Annotated in this window: 23 protein-coding genes; 5 read left to right on the top strand and 18 right to left on the bottom strand. The window is 53.2% G+C overall.

Features of this window, described 5'->3' with window-relative positions; genetic code table 11:
* Positions 1 to 54 precede the first annotated feature (54 nt).
* From AC0LWN_RS04210 to AC0LWN_RS04225, 4 genes are all read right to left on the bottom strand, one after another.
* On the bottom strand, positions 55 to 639 hold the full coding sequence (locus AC0LWN_RS04210) for a class I SAM-dependent methyltransferase (protein WP_474663343.1): 585 nt from the start codon (positions 637 to 639) through the stop codon (positions 55 to 57).
* 29 nt (positions 640 to 668) lie between these two features.
* Complete coding sequence (locus AC0LWN_RS04215) at positions 669 to 3,830, bottom strand: efflux RND transporter permease subunit (protein WP_474663344.1); 3,162 nt, start codon at positions 3,828 to 3,830, stop codon at positions 669 to 671.
* 67 nt (positions 3,831 to 3,897) lie between these two features.
* Positions 3,898 to 5,268, bottom strand: coding sequence for a sensor histidine kinase (locus tag AC0LWN_RS04220; protein ID WP_474663345.1), 1,371 nt, complete (start codon positions 5,266 to 5,268; stop codon positions 3,898 to 3,900).
* Entirely contained in the window at positions 5,261 to 5,944 is a 684-nt protein-coding gene (locus tag AC0LWN_RS04225; RefSeq protein WP_474663346.1) for a response regulator transcription factor, read from the bottom strand. The genes AC0LWN_RS04220 and AC0LWN_RS04225 overlap by 8 nt, the downstream gene beginning before the upstream one ends.
* A 236-nt stretch (positions 5,945 to 6,180) precedes the next feature.
* On the opposite strand from AC0LWN_RS04225, the gene fdhD reads away from it, so the two are divergent.
* The 3 genes from fdhD (at position 6,181) to hydG (ending at position 9,608) form a co-directional block, all read left to right on the top strand.
* Positions 6,181 to 6,990: a formate dehydrogenase accessory sulfurtransferase FdhD gene (gene fdhD, locus AC0LWN_RS04230; protein WP_474663582.1), complete on the top strand. Its 810-nt coding sequence runs from the start codon at positions 6,181 to 6,183 to the stop codon at positions 6,988 to 6,990.
* 110 nt (positions 6,991 to 7,100) lie between these two features.
* The gene (hydE, locus tag AC0LWN_RS04235; protein ID WP_474663347.1) at positions 7,101 to 8,159 is read left to right on the top strand and encodes a [FeFe] hydrogenase H-cluster radical SAM maturase HydE; all 1,059 of its coding nucleotides are present in this window, start codon (positions 7,101 to 7,103) and stop codon (positions 8,157 to 8,159) included.
* A 33-nt stretch (positions 8,160 to 8,192) separates the two neighbouring features.
* On the top strand, positions 8,193 to 9,608 hold the full coding sequence (gene hydG, locus AC0LWN_RS04240; RefSeq protein ID WP_474663348.1) for a [FeFe] hydrogenase H-cluster radical SAM maturase HydG: 1,416 nt from the start codon (positions 8,193 to 8,195) through the stop codon (positions 9,606 to 9,608).
* 88 nt (positions 9,609 to 9,696) lie between these two features.
* Here hydG and AC0LWN_RS04245 read toward each other — a convergent pair whose 3' ends face one another.
* The 11 genes from AC0LWN_RS04245 to zwf form a co-directional block, all read right to left on the bottom strand.
* The gene (locus tag AC0LWN_RS04245) at positions 9,697 to 10,248 is read right to left on the bottom strand and encodes a hypothetical protein (protein ID WP_474663349.1); all 552 of its coding nucleotides are present in this window, start codon (positions 10,246 to 10,248) and stop codon (positions 9,697 to 9,699) included.
* A 95-nt stretch (positions 10,249 to 10,343) separates the two neighbouring features.
* Positions 10,344 to 11,606 carry a [FeFe] hydrogenase H-cluster maturation GTPase HydF gene (gene hydF, locus AC0LWN_RS04250; protein WP_474663350.1) on the bottom strand — a complete coding sequence of 421 codons (1,263 nt, stop codon included), beginning with the start codon at positions 11,604 to 11,606 and terminating at the stop codon, positions 10,344 to 10,346.
* A 35-nt stretch (positions 11,607 to 11,641) separates the two neighbouring features.
* Positions 11,642 to 13,060 carry an aspartate ammonia-lyase gene (locus AC0LWN_RS04255; protein ID WP_474663351.1) on the bottom strand — a complete coding sequence of 473 codons (1,419 nt, stop codon included), beginning with the start codon at positions 13,058 to 13,060 and terminating at the stop codon, positions 11,642 to 11,644.
* Positions 13,061 to 13,066: 6 nt separating this feature from the next.
* Positions 13,067 to 14,119 carry a GTP 3',8-cyclase MoaA gene (gene moaA, locus AC0LWN_RS04260; protein WP_474663583.1) on the bottom strand — a complete coding sequence of 351 codons (1,053 nt, stop codon included), beginning with the start codon at positions 14,117 to 14,119 and terminating at the stop codon, positions 13,067 to 13,069.
* 31 nt (positions 14,120 to 14,150) lie between these two features.
* Positions 14,151 to 14,735 (bottom strand): 4Fe-4S dicluster domain-containing protein, encoded by a 585-nt coding sequence (locus AC0LWN_RS04265; protein WP_474663352.1) that lies wholly within the window; start codon positions 14,733 to 14,735, stop codon positions 14,151 to 14,153.
* A gap of 1 nt (position 14,736) precedes the next feature.
* Positions 14,737 to 16,155, bottom strand: coding sequence for a [FeFe] hydrogenase, group A (locus AC0LWN_RS04270; protein ID WP_474663353.1), 1,419 nt, complete (start codon positions 16,153 to 16,155; stop codon positions 14,737 to 14,739).
* Positions 16,142 to 16,795, bottom strand: coding sequence for a 4Fe-4S dicluster domain-containing protein (locus tag AC0LWN_RS04275; protein ID WP_474663354.1), 654 nt, complete (start codon positions 16,793 to 16,795; stop codon positions 16,142 to 16,144). Before AC0LWN_RS04275 ends, AC0LWN_RS04270 begins: the two co-directional genes overlap by 14 nt.
* Positions 16,792 to 18,930 carry a formate dehydrogenase subunit alpha gene (fdhF, locus tag AC0LWN_RS04280; protein WP_474663355.1) on the bottom strand — a complete coding sequence of 713 codons (2,139 nt, stop codon included), beginning with the start codon at positions 18,928 to 18,930 and terminating at the stop codon, positions 16,792 to 16,794. The genes AC0LWN_RS04275 and fdhF overlap by 4 nt, the downstream gene beginning before the upstream one ends.
* Positions 18,931 to 19,063: 133 nt before the next feature.
* Positions 19,064 to 19,414, bottom strand: coding sequence for a Na-translocating system protein MpsC family protein (locus tag AC0LWN_RS04285; RefSeq protein WP_474663356.1), 351 nt, complete (start codon positions 19,412 to 19,414; stop codon positions 19,064 to 19,066).
* 190 nt (positions 19,415 to 19,604) lie between these two features.
* Complete coding sequence (gene gnd, locus AC0LWN_RS04290) at positions 19,605 to 20,501, bottom strand: phosphogluconate dehydrogenase (NAD(+)-dependent, decarboxylating) (RefSeq protein WP_474663357.1); 897 nt, start codon at positions 20,499 to 20,501, stop codon at positions 19,605 to 19,607.
* A gap of 36 nt (positions 20,502 to 20,537) precedes the next feature.
* Positions 20,538 to 22,061, bottom strand: a complete 1,524-nt coding sequence (gene zwf, locus AC0LWN_RS04295) for a glucose-6-phosphate dehydrogenase (protein ID WP_474663358.1) — start codon at positions 22,059 to 22,061, stop codon at positions 20,538 to 20,540.
* A gap of 200 nt (positions 22,062 to 22,261) precedes the next feature.
* On the opposite strand from zwf, the gene AC0LWN_RS04300 reads away from it, so the two are divergent.
* Positions 22,262 to 22,573: a winged helix-turn-helix transcriptional regulator gene (locus AC0LWN_RS04300; RefSeq protein WP_474663359.1), complete on the top strand. Its 312-nt coding sequence runs from the start codon at positions 22,262 to 22,264 to the stop codon at positions 22,571 to 22,573.
* A gap of 80 nt (positions 22,574 to 22,653) precedes the next feature.
* On the opposite strand, the gene AC0LWN_RS04305 is transcribed toward AC0LWN_RS04300, so the two are convergent.
* Positions 22,654 to 23,850: an MFS transporter gene (locus tag AC0LWN_RS04305; protein WP_474663584.1), complete on the bottom strand. Its 1,197-nt coding sequence runs from the start codon at positions 23,848 to 23,850 to the stop codon at positions 22,654 to 22,656.
* Positions 23,851 to 23,955: 105 nt separating this feature from the next.
* Entirely contained in the window at positions 23,956 to 24,645 is a 690-nt protein-coding gene (locus AC0LWN_RS04310; RefSeq protein WP_474663360.1) for a DUF6033 family protein, read from the bottom strand.
* A gap of 204 nt (positions 24,646 to 24,849) precedes the next feature.
* Between AC0LWN_RS04310 and AC0LWN_RS04315 the strand changes: the two genes are divergently transcribed.
* Entirely contained in the window at positions 24,850 to 25,596 is a 747-nt protein-coding gene (locus AC0LWN_RS04315; RefSeq protein WP_474663361.1) for a YdcF family protein, read from the top strand.
* 94 nt (positions 25,597 to 25,690) lie between these two features.
* Here AC0LWN_RS04315 and ybaK read toward each other — a convergent pair whose 3' ends face one another.
* The gene (gene ybaK, locus AC0LWN_RS04320) at positions 25,691 to 26,164 is read right to left on the bottom strand and encodes a Cys-tRNA(Pro) deacylase (protein ID WP_474663362.1); all 474 of its coding nucleotides are present in this window, start codon (positions 26,162 to 26,164) and stop codon (positions 25,691 to 25,693) included.
* Positions 26,165 to 26,171: the final 7 nt, after the last annotated feature.

Below are 26,171 nucleotides of genomic sequence, written 5' to 3' on the forward strand. Positions count from 1 at the left end.
AGCGACAGTTAGGATTTTATTCGTCCTTTACTGTCGCTGTTTCAATTTCTTGATTTAAAAGTCTAGCGAATGCCCAGCGATACTGAACAGCCCTTTCTGCGTTCCAAGGGCTGCCGCCTTCTTCCGGCAAATATATACCAAAGAAGGCGGATAATGAAATGGAACAAATCTGACATGCTCCAGATGAAAGACTTGCCGGATCAGCCATGTCAGCCGGGGTGGATAACGGTAAGCGATAAATATCCCGCCATCCCGGAGCGAAGCTGCAATCTGCTCCATCAGCCGGACCTGCATCACCCGGGTGTAGCCGGCAAACGGAAGGCCGCTCACAATGCAATCCAGCTTCTTCATGCTGCTGTTGTGCAAGGCCAGCTTAAGGCGCAGGCTGTCAGGAAAAAGGTGGAACCCGGGGTAGCTCGCTCTCAGCTTGCTCCTTCTGAGCGGATTTTTCTCAAACAGCAGCACCTGGGTATGATCCGGTTTGGCGGCCTGAATGTGCTTCGTCAGCTTGCCCGTACCTGCACCCAGTTCGGCCATCGCATTCACTTGATGCCACGGAATTTGTCCGATAATCGTATCGGTTAATGAAGCAGAGAATGGCAGCATGCTGTAAATCCGGTCTTTCCATTCTGCAATCATGCTATACGCACCTGCCTCAGCATCCTTTCTTAGAAATTCTCAACCTCTTTTGTCTTGCGGTTTTTCCAGACCATTTCATAGATGACCGGCACGACAATCAGGGTTAACAGGGTAGAGCTGAATAATCCGCCGATTACTGTAACTGCCAGCCCGCCAGAGATCAGACTTGTGGATGAACCGGACAAGGCCAGCGGCAGCAGGGCGAGCATGGTGGCGAGCGCAGTCATAAGGATTGGTCTGAGACGGGTTGAGCTGGCTTCGACGACAGCCTCACGGACAGGCTGTCCGGCCTTGCGGTTCTTCTCAACACGGTCCAGCAGCACAACAGCATTGGTAACAACGATGCCCACCAGCATCAGCATACCGATCATTGCGCTCATAGACAAGGCTTGCCCGGTAATTAACAAGGCGCCCAGCGCCCCAACCGGAATAAATACCAGAGAAGACAGGATAATCAGCGGTGTGACCACGCCACCGAAAGTAATGCTCATCACCAGGAATACCAGGCCAACCGCAGCAGCCATAGCAACACCAAGATTGGTGAAGCCTTCGGTGATCATCTCAAGCCCCCCGCCATAGCTCAGCTCCACACTGTCTGGAAGAGTCAGAGCGGCAATATCTGTCTTGACGGTGTTAGTAACGGCAGCGGTATCTTCTCCTTTGACCGTTCCGCTGACCTCGGCATAAGTCTTACCGTCGCTGTGATTCACCGTACTTAACGCTTCCTTTACGGTGACATCTGCCACATCGCTGAGATTTTTGATTCCTGCCGCAGTGATAATCTTAATCTGCTTCAGCTCGTTGAGAGACGTGATCTGCTGGCGGTACGACAACACAACCGACTGTTCTACATTGTCGAGCATGAATGTGCCGGCATTCACCGGTTTGAGCTGCTCTGTCACCGCCTGCATAATAGCATACGGACTAACCTTGGCGTCTTTTCCCTGCTGGTTCAGCGTCAGCTCCCATTTCGGAGTCACCTCATTCATATTGTTGGTGATGTCCTTCAGATCGCCGTTCTGCTTCATCAGGGCTTCTACCTGCTTGGAGGCCTTAGACAGATCCTCTACATTGTTCGAATACAGGCTTACATCAATGTTGTTGCCGGATGGCAGGCCCTGCTGCTGGCCTTCTTTGACATCCACAGTTGTTCCGGCAACGCTTGCCGACACCAGCTTAGGCAACTCGGCTTTGATTTTATCGACGACTTGGTTCATATCGGTTCCATCTTCGAATTGGACGGCAACGGTCGCCCGGTTAGCGGTGCTTCCCATAGACATAAACGGATTGCCTGATGAGCCTCCAATAGAAACCTCAACATTCTTCACATCTTCAAGTGTCTGAATGTATTTCTCCGCTTCGATGCTGGCTTTATTGCTCTGCTCCATGCTGCTGCTAACCGGAAGCCCAAGCTGTATGGACGCAGTAGGCACGGAATCTGCCGGAAGGAAAGCCACACCCAGCAGCGGGATAGTACTGAGCGAACCAGCCAGCAGCACAATGGAGAGACTTAAGACAAGCCACTTCCGCTTAAGAGCGGACACAATGAATTTTCGATAAAATCCCGCTAAACGGCTCTCTCTCTTATGCTCTTTGACGTTCTTGAAGAATGAAGCTCCCAGCACAGGAATCAGCATAACCGCTACAAGCAGGCTCGTTGTAATAGAGATTACAACAGCCAGGGAGAACGGACGGAAAAACTCGCCGATGATCCCGCTGACAAAAGCCAATGGCGCAAACACAACCACCGTAGCCACCGTTGAGGAGAATACCGGGCTGATCACCTCTTTGGTCGCTTTGTAGACCAGTTCCTTGCCTTTTAGCGTGCTGCCTTTTTCCTGACGCCATCTGAATATATTCTCAATGATCACGATACTGTCATCCACAATCCGCCCGACGGAGACGGCAATCCCGCCCAAAGTCATGATATTCAGTGTATAGCCTAGATCGTTCATCACCGCCATCGTAGCAAAGATGGAAATCGGCAGAGAAATAATAGAAATAAGTGTTGCACGCACATTGCCCAGGAACAGGAAAATAATTATGATGCAGAACAATGCGCCATACAGACCTTCACGAATCAGCGAGGACACAGACTCTTTGATCTCGTCACCCTGGTTCGTGATCACATGGATTGCCACATCCTTACTGTAGGAATCCAGCAGGCTCTGGACAGCATCGGCCACATCGGCCGTGTTGGCATCCTGATTCTTGACCACTGACAGCACATAGCTCGCCTCACCGTTGAAGCGGGTAATCTCTTTAGCCTCGGACACCTCAGTGACTGTCGCCAGATCCGAAAGTTTGACAGCTTGGACAGCAGCAGGTGTATTCTGCTGCGCAGCCGCAGCCCCTGCGTTCTTCGCAGCGCCGCCTGCTGATGCACCAATTCCCGGTAAGCCTGTTGCGGATGCGCTGGCTCCACCTAATACTGAAGCTGCCCCAGCTCCCGCTCCCGGACTAAGCGGCAAATCCTTGATCTGCTGCAGTGTTGCCGCCGAACCGGAAAGACGAATCGGAACAGTGATCTCGTCTTCGTTGACCGATCCCAGCGGGAGCGCATAATTCATGCCCTGCAAGGCGCTTTGAATGCTGCTCAAGGAGATCCCCAGTCTGCCGGCCTTCTCCTTGTCCACCACGATGCGCAGTTCATTGGAAGGTGCGCCCTTCAAGGTAACGGAGCTGACACCTGCCAGCTTCTGCACTGCCGGCACGATTTCATCCTGCAGCTTGCGGGTCAGTGCGGCGGAGTCGTCGCTTGCGGAGAAGACTGCCGCCTCATAGATAGGCACCGCACCTGCAGATAGCCGGTGAACGGTAACATTCGCATTGTCCGGCAGATTCAGCTTAGCCAGCATGGTTTCAATATCGGCCGACTGCTTATCCATATCCGACCCGAACGGAAACTGGATCGAGATGCTTGCAGCATTCTCGGAGGACGAGCTGGTGAATGAATCGTAACCTGTGATGCTTTTCAGGCTGTCTTCAATCGGTCCTGTAATCTCCGTCTCCATCTCTTCGGTTGAGGTTCCCGGACTGACCGCTTGAATGAATATGGCCGGGAATTCAACGTCGGGAAAGGTCTGCTGTTTAATTTGCGTGGCAGAAAATGCGCCGTAGCCCAGGATGAGCACGAACAGAATCATGACCGCCACAGAATTTTTCAAACTTATTTTACTTAGGAAACTCATAGGTTTCTCCCTCCTCTATGTGCTCCCCAGTATAAAACCCGAATTTGTACCCAGTGTGTACTGGGGATTACAATTCGGGCTTGGCGTAAACTAGAGGCAGCCACAGAGAAATGGTCGTTCCCGCTCCCGGCTCGCTGTCAACGTCAATCCGGGCATGATGCAAATCAGCGATTTTTTTGACAATGGAGAGTCCGATTCCGCTGCCGCCGGCTTTGCGTTCCCGCGCTTTATCGAGCTTATAGAAGGGCTTGAAAATATGCTGCTGCTCCTCCACAGGCATGCCGATGCCGTTATCTGTCACCTTAACCAGCACCTCATTCCCCTTCTCGGCTGCCGATATGACAACCGTACCGCCTTGCCCGGTGAATTTGATGCTGTTGCTGAGCAGATTGCTCCAGACCTGGCTGAGCTTATCTTCATCGGCAACGATGGCTACTGGCGCAAGCTTAAGCTCCATGCTGATCCCTTTGGCTGACCACTGCGGCTCCAGGGCAATGACGGTCTTTCGGAGCTGCTCATCCAGCGAGAACTGTACAGGCTCCAGTTGAAAATGCTCATACTCCAGCAGTGACAATTGCAGCAAATCTCCGCTCAGGCGGGAGAGGCGGTCACTCTCCTCCTCGATGATATCCAGCAGCCGCATCCGGCTGGCCTCATCCAGTTGCTTACGCTTCAAAGCCTGGGTGAAGCCTTTGATTGACGTCAGCGGTGACTGAATTTCATGGGAGACATCGGAGACGAACTGCTTGCGTATCACCTCAAGCTCGCTCAGCTCACGGGCCATGACATTGAAGCTTCGGGTTAATTGACCGATTTCATCGCTCCGTTTGGTAGGCAGGCTTACATTGAAATCACCTTTGGCCATCCTGCGGGTCGCCCGGGTCAGAAGCTGGAGCGGTCGCACAATATAACGGGCCGCGATCAGGATAAGCACACTCCCCAGACCGAGAACGAACAAAAGCTGGGTCTTGAGAAATCCGCTCATCATGCTGAGAATCCTGGAAATCTCAGGCGTAATGAACAAGGCTCTTGGTGAACCTTCAACGGTAAACGGCAAGCCGACGCTCAAATGGCTCTCATTTATTCCACTCCGGTACACCCCTCCGCGCAGCACGTTCTTTATTTGCTCTGCATCCCTCTCCTTCTGCTTCGCCGGAGCCACACCGCTGGAATATATTTCCCTCCCCTCACTGTCATACATGCGGACAGAATACAGCGGCAGCGAGGTGATCCCTTTCATCAAGGAGTCCACATTGGCGCCCTTGGCCTCCTGGTAAGCTGTGATGATGGTTTTGCCGCTGTCAATCATATTCTCCTGCACTGCAGCTTTGATCTCTCCAATGAAGATACGGTTGACCAGCAACGAGGCGATGACAAGACTGACAATAACTGCGCCCAAAAAAGTAAACACCACACGGACATACAGGGATTTAATCACGGAGCACCTCCAGCCGGTAGCCCATCCCGCGCAAGGTTACAATACGAAAATCCTCGCTGTAGCTCTGGAACCGCTCTCGCAGCCGCTTGATATGCGTATCTACGGTGCGTTCATCCCCATCGTATTCATATCCCCAGATTTCACGGATCAGCATATCACGGGTGAAAATCTGTCCCGGGTAGCTGGCCAGCTTGCACAGCAGCTCAAATTCCTTCAGCGGGAGCACAGCCGACTGGCCGGTGTCGCTGTAATGGACCTGATAGCTCTTCTTATCGAGCGTAATGGCCCCGAGCTTGATTAGCTGGGAGGTTGAAATACCGTAACGCTTGAGCAGCGCTTTTACACGCAGCACCATTTCCATCGGATCAAACGGCTTTACCAGATAATCGTCCGTACCCAGGCGAAAGCCTTTGATTTTGTCGGCAGGCTCACCTTTGGCTGTAATCATCAGCACCGGCTTGTCTCCCGCCTCCCTCACCTTACGGCACAGCTCCCACCCGTCCATCCCCGGCATCATGATATCAATAATCAACAGGTCCACAGGATGGCTCTCAAAATACGCCCAGCCCGCGGCACCATTGCTCTGTTCAATAATCTCCATGCCCTCATCTTCCAGAAAAAGCCGCACCAGCTCCCGGATATGCGACTCATCATCCACCACCATAACTACCGCCATGCCAGTTCACCCCAACCTCTAAAATTTCCCCATCCTATATCTACCTATTCTACCTTATTAGTTTGAACTCAGGGTGAACGGAATATTACGGCAGATCCCGGCAACAAGTTGTGAAAAATAAAATTGACAGACTTTTGGAAAAGTGGTGAAGTAAGTGAGGGTAAATAGAAATTTTTAACATTTAAAGTCATTTTTATATAATAAAATTCTATATATTAAGGATGATGATGATGATGATGGAACAACACTCGGAGCAGCATGAAAGCATTATTCGCTACCGCCGGGGGCGGCTCAGCCGGGAAGAAGATACGATTGTGACTGAGCAGCCGGTAACTGTCAAAATCAACGGGGAGGAATTCGTCACACTGGTGTGTACGCCGGAATTTATCGAGGATATGGTAGTGGGCTATCTGGCCTCTGAAGGCATGATCAGCGGAATGCAGGATATTCAGAGTCTGTGGACACAGGAAGAGGAAGGATTTGTGCATGTGGCTATTGACCGCTGGAGCCCTCTCCACCGCCAGTTATTCGGCAAACGGTATGTCACTTCCTGCTGCGGGGCGAGCCGTCACGGCTTTGTCTTTGTCAACGATGCCCGAACGGCAAAAGTGAAATCCGCGGTTCATATCACGCTGTCCTTTGATGATTGTTTTCATCTGATGGATGAGGTGCTGGACGGAGCGGAATTGTTCCACCGGACGGGAGGCGTACACTGTGCCGCACTGTGCGATGCCGAAGGTGTTCTGCTGGCCCGCAGCGATATTGGACGCCATAATGCGCTCGACAAAATATACGGCCACTGCCTCAGAGCGGGAATTGACGCCGGGAATAAAATCATCGTTTTCAGCGGCCGCATCTCCTCGGAAATTCTGCTCAAGGCGGCCAAAATCGGCTGTGAAATTATTTTGTCCAAATCCGCCCCTACAGGCCTTGCCATTGAACTGGCTGAGCAACTGGGCATCACTGCCGTGGGTTTCATCCGTCAAGACTCCTGCAACGTATATACGCATCCTGAGCGGATTACGGATTGTGAAAATTGGAAATGAACGCATAATCACTACATTTTCAAGAAGAAAACTCACTGTTCTGTAATTTAACTTTTGTTACAATATTTTCAAGCGAAGAGCTGAGGGAGGGATGTAACACGCATCATCTATTGGAACATTTAGCGGCTGGCGGTTCATTGGAAAAGCAGGAGTTGATCCTGCTGCTCAGCCATCTGGACGGGAAGCTCCGAAGGCGGCTGCGTGATCTTGCCCATCAGAGCAGACTGCAGGCCTACGGAACGAGGGTCTATTTGCGCGGTCTGATTGAATTTTCAAATATTTGCAAGCAAAACTGCTTGTACTGCGGATTACGTTCCGGCAACAAAAGCCTTAGCCGCTATCGTCTGCTGCCTGAAGAAATACTGGAATGCTGCCGTGAAGGCTACATGCTGGGCTACCGCACCTTTGTGCTGCAGAGCGGAGAGGATGACTGGTACACTGCGGAAAAGCTGGTGCTCCTGATCACCTCCATTAAGCAGTTGTTCCCGGACGCTGCTGTGACACTCTCCATTGGAGAGCGGGACGACGAAACGTATACACGTCTGTTCGAAGCTGGAGCAGACCGTTATTTGCTGCGCCATGAAACGGCTTCTCCCGAGCTGTACCGGGCGCTCCATCCGACGATGGGCTATGAGAACCGCCGTGAGCGTCTCGGCGCACTGCAAAGGATTGGCTACCAGATCGGGGCCGGCTTCATGGTCGGTCTGCCGGGGCAGACCTTTGCGGATTTGGCGGAGGATCTGTTGTATTTGCAGCAGCTGCAGCCTGACATGATCGGCATCGGCCCTTTTTTGCCGCATAATGCCACACCCTTAAAGGACGAGCCGCCCGGAACGATTGAGAACACGCTGGACATGATTGCACTAGCGAGGCTGATGGTGCCGCAGGCCTTGATTCCGGCGACGACGGCGATGGGCACCGCGCACCCGAATGGACGGGAGTTGGCGCTGCAGGCGGGTGCGAATGTAGTGATGCCGAACCTCTCCCCACTGTCTGTCCGGCCCAAATATATGCTGTACAATAACAAAATCTGTACGGGCGACGAATCCGCACAATGCAGAGTCTGTCTGGAGCAGCGGATCGAGTCCGCCGGCTTCTATGTCGATATGGGACGGGGAGACAGCTTGAGGCATCTCTCCCGCGTCCATGAAGAACATCTGATTCCCTGATCCAAAAGATAATCCAGAAAGAAGTGGATACGAATGAGCAAGGTGAATGAACGTCGGCCGGCAGATTTTATTCGAGATGAAGACATTATAGAAGATTTAGCATATGGCGCAGAGGCGGTAGCCGACAGTGCAACGGTAGCTGCCATATTGGAAAAAGCAAAGGACTGCAAGGGCTTAAGCTCCCGCGAGGCGGCAGTCCTTCTAAATGTGGAGGATGAGGACACGCTGCTGCAGCTCTATCAGGTATCGCGAGGAATCAAGGAGCAGATTTACGGCAACCGGATCGTCCTCTTCGCTCCGCTCTACGTCAGCAACTACTGTGTTAATAATTGTGTATATTGTGGGTACAAGCATTCCAATTCGGAGTTTGCGCGCAGCCGTCTGAACTCCGCCGAAATTGCCGAGGAGGTCAAAGTGCTGCAATCCCTTGGACATAAACGGCTCGTGCTTGAAGCTGGCGAGGATGCGCGCAACTGCTCAATTGATTATATTATTGACTGCATTCAGACCATCTACGATACCACTCTGGACAATGGCAGCATCCGGCGGATTAATGTCAATATCGCGGCGACCACCGAAGAGGATTACCGGAGGCTGGCCGAGGCCGGCATTGGAACCTACATCCTGTTTCAGGAGACGTATCACCGGCCCAGCTACCGTTATTACCATCCCGAAGGCCCCAAAAATGATTACGATTGGCACACAACGGCGATGGACCGGGCCATGAATGCGGGAATTGACGATGTCGGCATCGGCGTTCTGTACGGCCTTTACGACCACAAGTACGAAACGATAGCCATGCTTAAGCATGCTGAGCATCTGGAGCAAGCCTTTGGCTGCGGCCCGCACACTATCTCCGTCCCCCGTTTGCGCGCAGCCGAGAATGTAAGTCTGGACAGCTACCCGTATCTTGTCAGCGATCATGATTTTGCCAAAATCGTCGCCGTGCTCAGAATGGCTGTTCCCTACACGGGAATGATCCTCTCCACGCGTGAAGATTCGGAGTTCCGTGATCAGATTATCAAGCTCGGCATCTCACAGATCAGCGCTGGTTCCGCCACCGGTGTGGGTGCATACAGTGTCAACAAACACAAAGAAGAAGCGCCGCAGTTCACTGTAGGGGATCACCGCTCTCCTATGGAAATCGTCAAAAACCTGTGCAAAGACGGTTACGTCCCCAGCTACTGCACCGCTTGTTACAGGGAAGGACGCACCGGAGACCGCTTCATGCAGCTGGCGAAATCGGGCCAGATTCACAATGTCTGCCAGCCGAATTCGCTTATGACCTTTCAGGAATATCTGCTTGATTATGCTGACGAGGAGATGCGGGCCATCGGCGAGCAGACGATCCGGGACAATCTGGAGCGTATCCCCAAGGAAGGTGTTCGGAACGCTACCCGGAAGCAGCTGCAGCGTATCCGCGCAGGCGAAAGAGATCTTCGCTTTTGAGCTGCCTATAACACATAAAGACCCCTTCGCAGCCAGCATAGCCGTGAAGGGGCCGTATTTCATCTTATCGGATTATCGAAGCAGGCAATTACTTGGCAGCCTTGGCCGCATCCAGAATCGCTTTCAGATAGCCTTGGGTATCTACAAGTGTGGCCCCGCTGACAGCGTCAACCATCTGCTCTTTGCTCTTATTGCTAAGCGTAGCTTCAAGCGATTTTATCGTTTTGCCGGTCGCATATTTCTCAATGGCAGCCATGTTCTTGTCATAAGAAACCGTCGATTTGGCTTCTTCTTTCATGTGCTCGCTGTAATATTTGGCATTGGCCTTCTTCGAAGCCAGGACCATCTTCGGATCTTTGTAATTCTGGCCGAAATCCGAGTCGGAGTTCGGAACTCCCTTTGCCACATCTGAGCTCAGGAATTGATAATCATCCAGCGAAGCGGCGACGATCACTCCATTTTGAACGACTGCAACAGCCACCGTGAAGCATTTCTTGCCATGTGCTGCTGCTTCTACCCGTCCTACCTTGAGCGGCGCACTAGCTGCCGAAGACACATTGTTCAGTGCCCCGCTATTGCCAATCCCTACAACCGCCAATGAAATACCAGCTACCAGCAATAATTTTGTTACGTTTTTCACAAACATTCCCCCAGTTGATGTTATTAAAAACGCTTTCATACTATATTTATCAATTTATAGTTTCCAAGTCTGTTACAAATGTTACTAGATAACTGTTATTTTATGGTATTCTCCCAGGCCAGCATAGCTGAAGGGAACATTTCAATCGCCCGGGGAAATACACCTTGGACAAAAGCAATAAACACACCGTAATTCACAATCGGTACCCCGGCAGCACAAGCCTCCTCCAATCTGAGCAGCATGGCCCTGCGGTTCAGCATGCAGGCGCCGCAGTGAATGATCAGCGAGTATCTTTCCAGCTCTGGCGGGAGCTCACTGCCTGAAGCATGCTCGATAATGAGCTGCCTGCCCGTGATCTCCCGCAGCCAGCGTGGAATCTTCACAGAACCGATATCATCTGACTGCCTATGATGTGTGCAGGCCTCGGCAATCAGTACCCGATCCCCATCCCTCAGCCTGCTGATTGAGCGCACACCGCTTACCAGCCGGGGAAGATCGCCTTTATAGCGGGCGAACAGGATCGAGAATGACGTAAGCGGCACATCTCTTGGAGTGTCCGCCTGGACCTTCAGAAACACCTGCGAATCCGTAATGACCAGACGCGGCTTGCAGGCCAGCTGCTCAAGCGTGTGCCTTAGCTCTTGTTCTTTGGTTACAACAGCAACTGCATCACACTCCATAATATCGCGGATCGTCTGCTGCTGGGGCAGAATCAGCCGGCCCTTGGGGGCGGCCTTGTCAATCGGAACCACCAGCACAGCGACATCCCCCGGCTCCAGCAGATCTCCGACAAGACGGAAACGTTCCTCCTCCTTCGCCAGTGCTCCAGCCACGGCTTGCTTCAAGGCTTCCATTCCGTAACCGCTGACCGTGCTGACAGGCATCACCTTAACAGAAGGTCCCGATTCCAGCCGTGCGGCCGTTTCATTGCAAAGGTCGTTCTGCGCTTGCGGACCAGCAGCAATTAAATCTATTTTATTTAATACAATCATCACTTGAAGCCCTGCCGCTGTAATCGTCCGCAGCAGTCCCTGCTCGAAATCACCGGCTCCGGCGGCAGCGTCAATGATTAAAAGTGCCAGATCGGTTTTATTCAGCACATTCATTGTTTTACGGATACGCTGCTGCCCCAATTCCCCATTGTCGTCAAGTCCGGCGGTGTCTATCAGCAGAACGGGACCTGCCGGCAGCAGCTCCATAGGCTGATAAACCGGGTCCGTCGTTGTGCCGCTTTCAGGGGATACAATAGAAACCCCTTGTCCGCAAAAAATGTTAATCAGACTCGACTTTCCGGCATTGCGACGGCCGAAAACGGCGATATGCGGTCTTTCTCCGCGCGGTGTATCGTTCAAGCCCATCTCACTGAAACCCTCCTTTATGGTTAAACGCCGGATCACCCGCTATGGCCGGGGATGCCCGGCTTGGTCACCTCCAGCGGATGCAGAATTCTGGCAATCTGCTCCTCTGTCATGAATCCCCGCTCCAGCAGAAGCTGATTCAGTGAACGCCCTGAAGTCGCGGCGGCTCCGGCCAGCTCCGCTGCAGTGTCATATCCGAGATAGGATATTATAGCCGCAGCCATCACCCCCGAATGCTCCACATGCTCCCGGCACCGGGCTTCATCCAGCGTAAGGCCGCTGACACAGCGTTCCCGAAACTGCGGGAGCGCACGCAGCAGCAGCTCAAGGGATTCCAACAGCGCTTCGGCCAGCACAGGCGTAAATGCGTTCAGCTCCAGCTGACCGCTTGCTGCCGCCAGGGTTACCTGCGTATCATTGGCAATGACCCGCATCGCCACAGAGCTTAGCATCTCGGCGATCACAGGATTTACTTTGCCGGGCATGATGGAGGAACCGGCCTGCATGGCTGGCAGGAGGTATTCGCCAATCCCCCCGGCAGGACCGGAGGACAGCAGCCGGAAGTCACCCGATATTTTCAGCAAATTCACCGCCGCCGCTTTTAGCAGACCCGACACTTCCACAAATACATCCATATTCTGTGTCACATCCATTGGAAAATCACTGCGGCTGAGTCCGAGACCGGTCATTTCGCGCAGCTCGTCGGCTACAGCATAAACATAGGCAAGCGGAGCGTTCATTCCTGTACCAACAGCCGTACCGCCAAGATTGATTTCCCGCAGCCGCTCCTCCGCCTTGTACAGCCGCCAGCGGTCGCGGGCGACCGCCTTGGCGTAAGCGCCGAAGGATTGTCCGGCGAGAATCGGCAAGGCATCCATCAGCTCAGTCCGCCCGAGTCTCAGCAGATCCGCATACTGGTGTTCTTTCGCCTGGAACGCCTCCTGAAGGGAAGCGAGCTCACCGGCCAATTGCCGCAGCAGCTTTATTACAGCGATACGCAGTGCAGTCGGATAAACATCGTTCGTCGATTGATAGAGGTTCACATCATCGAGCGGATGGACGATGCTATAATCGCCCTTGCTCCCTCCCAGCCGCTCAATCGCCCGGTTCGCAATCACTTCGTTCACATTCATATTGCTGCTGGTTCCCGCTCCGCCCTGATAGGCGTCCACCACAAAATGAGCGTCCAGATGACCCTTCAGGATATCATCGCAAGCGTCAAGAATCGCCTGCACCTTTTGCTCAGGCAAGCTCCCGTTTCGTCCGTTCACCTTCGCCGCGGCTTTTTTGACCAGAACCAGTGCCCACATCAGCTTCAGGTTAGCTGGACGCCCGCCGGCTGCGAAATTATCCCTCGCCCGTGCGGTATGAATTCCATAATAAGCATCGAGAGGGACGGGCAGACTGCCAAGGGAATCCCTTTCCATGCGGAAGGCTGCTTGATATTCAGGCATCCCCCTTCACCCGCCAATCTGCGACATTTGGCGGATTGTACTGCTCAGAAGAGTCTGTTCAAGCCCGAAGCCCGTGCCCCGTTGCCCCATCTCATGCCGGACAGGCTTCCCCTCCAGTGAGCGAAGGAACAATTGCTTAAGCAGCTCATCCTTCCCGATGTACGGCCTAACATTCCATTCGTCATTCCAGTAGAGGCATGGCTTGATATGTCCGCCCGCTGTGATCCGCAGCCGATTGCAGGACCTGCAGAAATGGTTGCTGACGGGATCAATCAGTCCGAATTGCCCCACCGCTCCGGTGATACGGTAATAACGGGCAGGACCAGAATCCGCAGCATCATAGGGAGCATAGATGGATTTAGTCCCAGCCTGATCTGTCAGGACCGGTTCAACCTCCCACCCCGCTCTGGCACAGCGCTCCAGAATTCCGGCAAGCGGCATATATCCGGCTTCCCATCCTTCAATACTCCTACCGATCGGCATGTACTCAATAAAACGGATTTGCAGCGGATATCTTAGCGTAAGCTGCAAAAAAGATTCAATCTCATCGTCATTTACCCCCTGCATGACGACGACATTAACCTTCACCCACTCCACACCGGCCTCCAGGCTGGCACCGATGGCGTGGAGCACCCGGCTGACATCGCCGCCCCCTGTGATCCTCGCGAACCGTTCCGCCTGCAGGGAATCCAGACTGATGTTAACATCAGTCAGCCCGGCTTCGCGCAGCGCCCTTGCTTTGGAGGACAGCAGCAGTCCGTTGGTGGTCAGCCCAATGCGGCGAATGCCGGAAATATCATGCAGCCTGGCCACCAGCTCCTCCAGCCGGGGACGCAGCAGCGGTTCCCCGCCGGTAAGCCGCACCTTGGTTACGCCCATGTCAGCAAGTACGGACACGACTGAGGATATTTCGTCAAACGTAAGCGGCGGGGACTGCGTAGCCGCTCTAATGATTTTATCAGGCATGCAGTATTGGCAGGAAAGATTGCAGCGGTCCGTGACCGAAATTCGCACATAATTGTGTAAACGGCCAAAGGAATCAGTCAATGTCTGGGACAAAAAATTCACCTTGCTTCCTAAAAAGTTACGATCAGTAACGGATCAATCCGCCGAACTGCTGCAGCGTCTGCGCACTGGCGAGCCTCTTGGCAGAGATGCTCTCCGCCACCTGGCTTGGCGCCACAAGCTGAAGCGCATGGGTAGGACAAACCCGTACACACTCGGGACCACTTTCTCTCTCCTCGCACAAATCGCATTTACTGGCAACCAGCCGCTCCTTGCGCGCCCAGATCCCCCCTGCGTTCGAACGCAGACCGGCCTGATATTGCTTATCCCCGTCTTTGTAGGCCGGAACCATCGCAATGGCTCCATATGGACACACCAGCATGCAGGTTTTACAACCGATACAAGTATCCTGGTTGATAGAAATACTATTGTCCTTATTTATTATTGAACCGTTCGGGCATACATTCGCGCATGGCGCATCCTCGCAATGACGGCACTGCAACGGGGCAGTAACCACATTGTTCTCCGTTACCCTCAGCCGCGGATAAAAGTTCGGGCTGTCCGCTTGCTGCAGGAACATATCTTTGGGGGAATGGGCAGTAACACAGGCGACTTCACAGGTATGGCAGCCAATGCACAGACCAGTATCGGCAAGAACAAAGCTGTTCATTTTACTCCTCCTTCACGCTTACATTTGGTAAGGTCATAGTCTTCTGCCTGGAATGAAACGCGGTGTGCAGCAGGTGATGGGAGGTATGGCCCAGCGGCTCACCCAGGAAGTCCTTGTATAGCTTAATAATGGCCGGATTCTCATGTGATTTCCGCACCTGCTGATGGGTGTCGTGACGATAGACGGAGCTTTTTCTGGCCTGGTAAGCCGCCTTGCGCAGGCTCTCCAGGAGCAGCTTGGGTTGACCGCCCCCGCTGACGCAGCCTTCAGGACAAGCCATGACTTCAATAAAATGATAGGGGCAGCTGCCAGCCTTAACTTGATTCAGAATGGCGGATACATACTGGAGCCCGGCCACAACAGCCACCTTCAGCTCCAGGTCGCCAAGCTGCACCGCAGCCGTCCGAATCCCTTCCTCACCCCTGACAAAATCGAGCTGCAGGCTCGGGATCTTCTCATGCGTAACCAGTTCATAGCCCGTGCGGATCGCCGCTTCCATGACGCCTCCCGTGACACCAAAGATCGAACCTGCCCCGGAATACTTGCCCAGCGGCGAATCAAACGGCTCATCGGGCAGGTTCACGAAATCAATGCCCGCATCCTTGATTAAGTGGGCCAGCTCTCTGGTGGTGATAACAACATCCACCTCCCGGTGTCCGTCTACCTCCATTTCTTCCCGGCTGCATTCAAACTCCTTGCAGGTGCAAGGCATAACCCCCACACTGTAAATATCCGCCGGATCAACCCCATCCTGCTTCGCTCCGTAGGTTTTGATGAGCGCCCCGGCCATTTGCATCGGCGACTTGCAGCTTGACAGGTGTTCAAGCAGCCCCGGCGCCACTGTCTCTGCATGCTTGACCCAGGCCGGACAGCAGGAGGTGAACATCGGCAGATGTTCACCGGATAACAGCCTGCCAATCAGCTCCGAGCCTTCCTCCATAATCGTTACGTCGGCGCCAAAATTCGTATCATAAATCCGGTCGAAATTCAGCCGCCGCAGCGCCGCAGCCATCTTCCCGGGAGTCAGCGTACCCAGCGGCAAGCCAAATTCCTCAGCCAGGGAGACGCGGATGGCCGGAGCGCACTGCACCACCTTATGAAGCCTGGAATCGGCAAGCGCAAGTTTGACCTCCCGCACTTGACCGGCGGAGTAGGCGGCGAACAGGGGCTCGCGTACGGTGGACAATTGCCCACGCTGCTGCCTTTTAGCCGCATGGAAGTCTTCAGACTCCAGGCTGCTCCCGGCATAAGCGGTGCAAATCTGCACACACTGGCCGCAGATGACGCAGCGGTGGACGTCAATGGTTTGCGGCTTGCCCGGCTCGCCGATGACAGCATCCACAGGACAAACGGATGCGCATCTCCGGCAGCCCGTGCACAAGTCCGCATCAATGTTAATAATAGGATCACTGTATGGCATCGCAGATCAACCCTTCTTTTCTCCGTTTATGCTTCCCGGGTCCCGGGCTTGCAAGCACCAGCGCCCCTGTCGGACAGCTCGAGACACAGGCGGGAAGCGGGTCCCCGCTGCGCAGCGTCTGAGTTATGGAATCTTCAGCAGCAGCCAATCCACCGGTACCAGAATTTCCGCCCAATTCGGTATTTCTGCACAGGTCACATTTGTACGCAATAATCCTGGTCTTGCGGTGCAGCCTTCCACTCTGCCGTTCCTCTAAGCGTGCCTGCGGAAGCTCTTCACCGCCGCTGTAAGCCTTGTAGAGACTGATCGCCCCGAACGGGCAGGCGAGTGCACAGGCCTTGCAGCCGATACAGGCACCGGTATCAATATTAATCACCCCATCCTCCTGCCGGATCGCCTGGACCGGACACGCCCCCGCGCAAGGAGCGTTCTCACATTGCCGGCATTGAACCGGCATCGTGAAGCTGTCCGTGCGGATTACATACAGCCTGGGCAGAACCGGGATCGTGACCGTTCCGACTGCGGCACCTACTCCGTTGTCACGGTTGTGCACCGCGAAGCAGGCCAGTTCGCAGGCCTTGCAGCCGATGCATTTGGCCGCCTCGGCAATGACCAATGAACCTAGCTGCACGTTGTTCATTTCTGTACCACCCCCATCTCCTTGCGAAGCGCCGCATACTGCTCGCGGACCTGCGTTTCTGCCCGCTTCTGGTCACGGATTGCTTCGACCCGGACCGCGCAGTATTTATATTCCGGCGTTTTCGAGACTGGATCAAGAGAGTCGGCTGTCAGCTCATTGCAGGCTCCAATCCAGAAATGATAGGTCATATAGGTTGCGCCTTGATTAATCCGGCTGCTTATTTGTGCCCTGGCCACAATTTGCCCCCGGCGCGAACAGACACGGACCAGCTCACCGTCCTCAATATCAAGCCCTGCGGCATCCTCCAGACTGATCTGGATGTTTCCCGGTTCATCGGACAGGCTGCTGAGCGCCCGGCAGTTGCCGGTCATCGTGCGCACTGAGTAATGTCCAACCTCACGGACGGTGGAGAGGGTCAGCGGATATTCAGCGTCCGGCTGCTCCAGCGGGGCCCTCCATTCACACGCAAACAATTGCCCCTTGCCGCTCGGCGTAGTAAACTGATTGCCTTTATACAAATACGGTGTTCCTGGATGGTCCTCGGAAGGACAGGGCCACTGAACACCCCCGAGAGCTTCCATCTTGCTGTAGCTGGCTCCGGTGAAGCTTGGGGCCAGGCTGCGCATCTCATCCCAGATTTCCTCCGAATTCCTGTAGGCCATCGGATACCCCATCGCCGTGGATACCTCGCTGATAATTTGCCAGTCCGGCTTCACCTCACCCGGCGGCTCAATGGCTTTGCGGATGCGCTGGAAGCCCCGGTCAGCCGAGGAATAGACCCCGTCATGCTCGCCCCAGGAAGTGGCGGGCAGGATCACGTCGGCATGGAGGGCCGTTTTGTTCATAAAGATATCCTGCACAATCACAAGTTCCAGCTTATCCAGCGCTTCCCGCAGCTCGGCGGCATTCGGATCGCTCTGCACCGGATCTTCACCAAAGATGTAATAAGCCTTCACCTTATTCTCCTTCAGGATGAGATGAGGCACCTCTGTCAGACGGTATCCAACCTTGCCCGGCAGTTGAACGCCCCAGGCTTTCTCGAATTTCTTACGGACTTTGGCATCCGTAACCGGCTGGTAGCCGGGATAGACATTCGGCAGTGCACCCATGTCACAAGAGCCCTGCACATTATTCTGGCCGCGCACGGGACCGATTCCGACGCCCGGTCTGCCGAAATTACCGGTCAGCAAAGCCAGCGAGGCCAATCCCTTGACCACATCCACCGCCTGGGAGAATTGGCATACGCCCATACCGTAAAGGATCATCGCCTTGGGAGACTTGGCGTATTGACGCATGACCTTGCGGATTTCCGCCGCTTTTACCCCGGTAATCCGCTCTGCATATTCAGGCGTATACTTCTGCACACCGGCCTTGTAATCGGCGAAGCCCTCCACAAATTTAGAGACATAATCCTTGTCATACAGCTCCTCTTCAATAAGCACATGCCCAAAAGCGTTCACCAGCGCCATGTTCGTTCCGCCCTTAAGCGGCAGCCAGGTATCGGCAATTCTGGCCGATTCGGTCTTCCTTGGATCGGCCACGATCAGCGCCGCCCCCTTCTGCTTCGCTTTTACAATTCTTCTGGCGACAATCGGATGGGTAACAGCGGCGTTATATCCAAAGATCAGCAGCAGGTCGGTGTCTTCAATTTCAGGAATGGAATTCGACATCGCCCCATCGCCGAGTGAATAGGTCAAACCGGCAACAGAAGGCCCATGACAGACCCTGGCACAGTGGTCGATATTGTTCGTGCCAATGACCGCCCGCATGAACTTTTGCATCACATAATTGGCTTCATTGCCGGGGCCCCGGGCCGAACCCGTTCCCATAATTGCATCCGGGCCATATTTCTCCTTTATTGCCGTAAGTTTCTCCGCCGTGAACTGAATGGCCTCGTCCCAAGATACCTCTTCCAGAACCCCCTCTTTGCGGATCATCGGCTTACGGAGACGTGCGGTCAGCAATTGCGGATCATTTAAGAAATCCCATCCATAATGCCCCTTCAGACACAGGTTCCCCTCATTGGTTCTGCCATTTGCAGGCTCTGCGCCTACGACCTGCCCATCCTCCACAAGCAAATACATCTGGCACCCGCTTCCGCAATACGGGCACACCGTTAATACTTTGTTTTCCATCCGATAGCACCTCTCCTTGTGATTTATCACACAATCTATGCAAACAAAAAAATAAGCCAATACAAAGCGTACTCTCGGGTACACCGTGTACTGGCTTATTAAAAAGCGAAGAAACCAAGCTCTTTCTCTCTAATCAAACCGATTTATTAAGTTGTATGATAACGGTCCGGTCTTCCTGAGACAGATCGCACAGCCTCCAGGAATATGTAAACCGGCAGCCTATCGTCTCTATCATTTCCTCCATAAAACCCCGTTCCAAATAAGGCTTAAGCACTTTCCAATATTCTGCGACGAGATCGAGAGCGCCTTCCTTCACCAGAATTTCCGACAGACTGGAGAGGATGCCCCTGATCTCAATTGTGATCTGCGACTCGTTGTCCAGCTTCACCTTCACATTCTCCGGCCCTTTCCCCCGATAATGCTTCACGATCTTCACGGCGAGCTTTCTAATCTTCTCCTGGTACTCAAAATCAGCTTCAGACATTCAAATTCCCTCACCCGATTATGCCTTTTTTTGGGATTTACTATGAGCAATTCATATGTTAAACCCATCCATAAATGTTGTCAATTGATAATTTCGCTATATAAAAAAGAACCTGACACACCAAAAAACCAGCATATCTCCGTAAAGCCGGGAAATGCTGGTCTTCTTGTTTGGGGCGCCGCTATCTTGCTTACTGCTTCGATTCCACGGCATGGCCGCCGAATTCATTGCGCAGGGCGGCAACGACCTTGCCGGTAAACGTGTCAGTCTCCAGCGACCGGTAGCGCATCAGCAGCGACATGGCAATAACCGGCGTAGCCGCCTGCAGGTCAAACGCGGTCTCCAGCGTCCATCTGCCTTCCCCGGAGGAATGCATAATACCCTTGATTTCATCCAGCTTGGCATCCTTCGAAAAGGCGCGTTCAACCAGCTCCATCAGCCAAGAACGGATGACGGAGCCATTGTTCCATACCCGGGCCACTTCTTCAAAATTAAAATCATAGCCGCTTTTTTCCAGCACCTCAAAGCCTTCTCCAATGGCAGCCATCATCCCGTACTCAATTCCGTTGTGGACCATCTTCAGAAAATGGCCGCTGCCGGATTTGCCGGCATATAAATATCCGTCCTTTACAGACGTATCCCGGAAAAGCGGCTCGGCAATTGCCCAAGCCTCCTCATCGCCGCCGACCATATAGCAGGCCCCATTGCGTGCGCCTTCCATCCCGCCGGAGGTACCGGCGTCAAGGAAATAGATGCCCTGCTCCGCAAGCTCCTGATGACGGCGAATCGACTCCTTGTAGTGGGAATTTCCGGCTTCGATAATAATATCGCCCTTGGACAGCAGCGGTGTCAGCTCGGCAATGACAGAATCGACAAACGTATGCGGAACCATGATCCAGGCGATTCGCGGAGAATCCAGCTTCGCAGCAAGCTCAGTCAGGCTCCCTGCTCCGGCTGCTCCTTTGGCTTCAAGCTCCGCTACTGCTGCGCTGTTCACGTCAAAGGCCACAACCTCATGACCGTGCTCCAGCAGATTTTGTCCGAGATTATACCCCATTTTTCCTAGTCCGATTAATCCAACCTTCATTGATAACCCCTCCGAATGTGATTAGTAGTTCTTCTGTTATGCCCCGGGCCGAATCATCGCTTCATCCGTGGCATCGTCTGCGCTTAGTGCATCAGGTTCCGGGTCATCCAGCCACCAGTGCGCATCTCCAAGCAGCTCATCCGCCGCTTGCGGGCCATTCGAGCCCGCCGGATAGAGATGAAGCGGAAGCTTCCCATCCGTTGTCGCTTCGATTATAGGCTGAACCCACTGCCATGACAACTCCACTTCGTCCCAATGGGCAAAAAAAGTGGCGTCTCCCAGCAGCGCATCGTAAATCAGGTTCTCGTAAGCCTCCGGCAAATCCGGATTTGCCGAATCATGCTTGATGCTGACCGGTGCGAGCTCACCGTGCTGGCGCGGATTTTTTGTATTGAGCTGCAGCGAGATGCCTTCGCCGGGACCAATTTCAATTACCAGCAGGTTCGGGTCCAGATTCAGTCTGTTCAGGTTGTGCAAGTCATTGAACGGTTCCTTGAACTCAATTACGATCCGTGTCGATTTCTCTTTCATGCGTTTCCCGGTACGGATATAGAAAGGCACCTCATCCCACATCGGATCATCAATAAAGAGGCGTGCCGCAATATAGGTCTCATTCTGCGAAGACGGCTTAATCCCCGGCTCGGAAGTATAGGCAGCAGCAGGGCGGCCTTTGATTTCACCTTCGGCATATTGCCCGCGGATCACATTCTGCGCCAGCTCCTCCGTAAGCAGCGGACGGACAGAACGGATGACATGCCGTTTCTTGCTGCGGACATCCTCCGGCGTACTGCCTTTTGGCAGCTGCATCGCCATCATCATTACCAGTTGAAGCATATGGTTCTGGAACATATCGCGCAAAGCACCTGCTTTGTCGTAATAACCTGCGCGTTCCTCAACACCAACCGTCTCACTGGCGGTAATCTGTACATTGGCGATATAGCGGTTCTGCCACAAAGCTCTCAGCACAGGATTGGAATATTTCAGCACTTCCAGGTTCTGCACCATCGGTTTGCCCAGGAAATGGTCGATGCGGAAAATTTCCTCTTCTGCAAAAGCAGCGCTCAGGCTGTCATTCAACACCCGCGCCGACTGCAGATCCGTGCCGAACGGCTTCTCGATGACCAGGCGTTTCCAGCCCTTCGTGTCGCCGAGTCCGCTTGCATTAATATTAGCGGCAATTTCGCCGAAAAACTCCGGTCCTACCGATAGATAAAACATCCGGTTCTGCGGCAGACTGAGCTGCTCTTCACGGCGGAGCACATGTTCAAGCAGCTTCCGGTAATCCTCGGGATGTCCAACATCCAGCACGCTATATTCAAAAGACTGCAAAAAGCTCTGCAGCTCCGGCGAGTCCTCTACCGCGCGCCGTGAGAAGGTGTGCAGCGAATCCAGCACTCCTGCCTGGAAGGCTTCATTCGTCAGTGCTCTTCTGCCCAGACCGATGACCGAGAGTGGACCGGAAAGCTTGCCGTCTGCGAACAAATTATATAGAGCGGGATAGATTTTTCGTTTTGCCAAATCCCCCGTTGCGCCAAAAAGTACAAATGTTGATGATTCCACTTTCATTCCTCCCGTTGTTATCTTTTATTTATAAGGTTACTTATTATTACTCACAAACTTTATATCACACATCATACGACTGTAGAATTCATTCGTCAACATCATTTTGACAATTACAAAAAGTACTTATTTTCACGAACTTTTCACTGTGTTATAGTTAGTGGGATATTAATAATAACTGTGTGAGAAGAGGAACAAGCATGTCACAGGATTTCAAGCTGCTTGCCAAGGTGGAGCATGTCCATCAAATCATCGGGAAGAAATGGGTCAACCTGATCATCCACGTGCTGAATGAAGGTCCGAAGCGGTTCAGCGAGCTTCATGCCTTCATTCCCGATCTAAGCAAACGCGTGCTGAATGAACGGCTGAAGGAGCTTGAAGAGTGCGGTTTGCTGAATCGCAAGGTAATACCTGACCGGCCGGTAAGGACCGAATATTCATTGACAACCAAAGGTCAGGAGCTTGGCGAGGCGCTGTGTCACGTGGAGGCTTGGGCGATGAAATGGCTGTAATGGGGGATCAATTAACACAAAAAACCAGAAGACATCCCATGGGAGGCCTCCTGGCTTGCTTGAACTCAAGTCGATATTCATTATATAGAGCGGCTGTCCTTCCGGGCACCGGCAAGGAAATAGACCAGTGCCACATTCGATAACAGCAGACTTGCTGCGGCCAGACACCAGATGAAGGTATAACCCAGCTTCCCGGTCAGAACCCCCAGCAGCAGGGTAATGACGCCGCCTGCAAGAGATTTCAAGGCTGATAAACCGGAGGAGAAGGCCGCTCTTTTGGAGCGGGGAATGAAGTCCTGCACCCAGGCGCTGAACGATGAGAATTCCATGCCGAGTCCGAACTCGAACAGGATCAGACCGCCGATGAACACCGCTGGATTTGGGAATATGGCTACAAGCAGCAGTCCCAGAGCGGATACCACGGTTCCGCTGACAATGATTTTGACTGCCGGCACCTGTCTTTTCGCCAAAAAAGCTACAAAAAAGCTCGCCACACTGATCACCGCCATAAAAAGCACCAGCAGAACACCCAAAGTGCTGACCGGAAGCTGCAGCTTGTTCACCCCATACACCTGCCAGGTGAGCAGAAAAGCAAGCAGCGCCCCATGCGTAAAGATACTGCGGAGCAAAATCCGCCGCATGCTGGAATCTTTGACGAAAGCGGCCGTTGTGGCATAGACCTCACGGACAATATTGCTCTCGCTCCGGGTCCCGTAATTATCGGTAAAGCGGAGCCAGACATAGACCCCAATGCCCACTGCAAACACTCCGGCAACAGCCACCGGGAAATAAAGGTGAAAGCCGCTTAAAAGCGCCGCCAGCAATGCGCCAGCCACTCCGAAAGATGAGACGTAGCCGTTCAGCCTGGGCAGGGCTATATTTTTATAATCCGGCATGCCCAGATCCTCAAGCTTATCTATATACCACGCCTGCGGAGAACCAGAAATCAGCGCGATGCCGAGGGACATCATGACCGCCGAGACCACAAACAGAACAAGGCTGCCCGCCGCCGCAAACAGCCCCAGCCCCACACCCCAAGCCACAAATCCGATGGCAGTGATCCGCTTCCTTCCATAAATGTCGGACAGATTGCCGCTAGGGTAATCAAAGACCGCAAGTGACAGGGATGACACAGCAAAAATCACACTGATCTGAAAAGGATCAAGCCCCTTCAGACTCATCAGCACAATGTATACTCCACCGTAGAGCTTGTCTGCTAAATTGTAGCCGGACAGAATGATGCCCATAAAAACACTGTACTGCTGATGCGCCTGCATCTTCCGCACCTGCCATCCCTCCCTATTAATGAATAAGTGGGATTAAAAGGCAGTCCGCCCGGATCTCATTCAGATCCTGCAGACTGCCTTTACCCTGCCCAGCAATCAAATCATATCCGTGAACTTTCTCCCTTTAAGCGGAACGTACTGCTGCCCCCATTCCTGAGCAGACATAACTCCTGGAGAGTAAATAGGAGCGGTAGTGATCCTCTGAAAAGGATACATAGAATAGCTTGAGCTCACTGCTTCAGCTTCTTGAAGCTCCTCAGCAGCTTGACGAGCTTTTTGTGCTTTTTCTTTTTGCTTCTCCGCTTCTATTTTCTTTCCTTTTCCCACCTCTTCAGGCGATGTTACACCTGCAGACCAGATCGTGTAGGTCCCGTCCTCATGGACAATCAGACTGCGGCCAACGATTTTCACGCCTCCTATTTGCTCCAATTGGTCAAAAGCTTGCCGATCCTCAGTGGTGTAATAGTTGATATACCCGTATATCTTCTCTTTCAATGCGGGATCAGTCTTCATTTGCTGCAAAATATCCGGCGCAATCACCACATCCTGCAGATTTCCTGATGTTCCACGTCTTACAATGTCGTTTTCATTCTTTGCAATAGCCTCGACTCCAACAGAAAGCCCGTACTTTTCGGAGATTACTTTGGCCTCATTGGATTCATATCTGCTGGCAGCAGCGAGTGTATCTTTAAAAGCAACTGAGTACGAACCGGGAATAGCGTTGCTTCTCGTTTGTACTGAACGCGATGCAGGAGAGGAATTTAATGCTGCTGTTATCAGATTCATCTATCAACCCTCCAAAGGAATATTTTGTTATATTATATTCATCGTCCCAAAGCAGCAAAGTTTTAAGATTTTTGCGGCTTTCAGGCCTAGAATTTTCCTTGCAATGAAGCACTATACCTTTCATAGTATCCCTGCTGCTTGGGAGTCTTTCCCTGATCATGTTACAATACAACCAGCAATTATACATAAGGGCGGGTGAACCAGATGATCTATGTTATAAAATTTCTCTACAGCTTCGTGCTGCCGCCGGGCCTCTTCGTCGTGCTGCTGCTCGGCCTTACGGTCTGGCTGTGGCGGAGCCGCCGCCGTCCGGCGCTGGTGCTGCTTGGCGTTACCCTGCTGCTCTACCTCTCCATGACGCCTCTCATTGGCGACCTGCTGATCGGCAGTCTGGAACGGCAATATGATCAGCCGAAAAAACCCGCGGGTGATGTCATTGTTGTCCTGGGCGGAGGAGCCTCCTCCGGCACGCCGGATATGGACGGGGAAGGTAATCTGTACGGTTCGGCGGCGAACCGGCTGCTGACCGCAGTCCGGCTGTACCGCCAGACTGGACTGCCAATCCTGTTCTCTGGAGGCCAGGTGTTTGCCGACTCCGGCAATGAAGCGGATATCGCCAAGCGGCAGCTAATCGCCCTCGGGATACCGGAGGGCGACATTCTGGCCGAGAACCAGTCGCTCAACACCGAACAGAATGCCATAAATACAGCGGCACTCATGAAGGCTAAAGGGCTCAGCCGGCCCGTGCTGGTCACCTCGGGCTTTCACATGCCGCGCGCTATGGTTCTGTTCAAGAATGCCGGACTATCTCCGCTTGCCTATCCTACAGATTATGCCGCAAGCCGGGGAGGCTCCCTGTATCCTGCCAAATTCTCGCCTTCTCCCGGAGCGATGAGCAATACCGGAACGGCGCTCAAGGAATATTTGGGCCTGCTCGCGGCCCATTTCTAAGCGGACAGCGAAGCAGCAAAAAAAGCAGTGAGCCGGATGCACGGTTGCATCGGCCACTGCTTTTTTTAGTACAGAAAGTATACTCGCTCTACTGCTATTTAATTAATTCACTGAACCGGGCGTCCAGGGCCCCGGCAAGCTGGTTCGGCTGAAGCTCCATCTGCATGCCGATCTTCCCGGCGCTGACGGCTATCGTTGCCAGCTCCACGGCGCTGCTGTCGATAAAGGTCGGATAGAGCTTTTTCATCCCTACCGGTGAACAGCCACCGCGTACGTAGCCCGTCCATTTCAGCAGCTCTTTTACCGGAAGCATCTCGATCTTCTTCTCGCCCGCCGCTTTGGCGGCTTTTTTCAGATCCAGCTCTTCAGCAACAGGGATTACAAATACATACAGATTCGCACCGCTGTGCGCGACCAGCGTCTTATAGACCGTTTCCGGGGGCAGATTAATCTTCTCCGCTACCGCCGTCCCGTGAATCTGGCCGTCCTCGTTGTCGTACTGATGAACCTCATAGGCGATGTTCCGGGTATCCAGAATCCGCATCGCATTGGTTTTGGTGATTGACATCCCTCAT

The organism is Paenibacillus sp. sgz302115 (assembly GCF_056120445.1).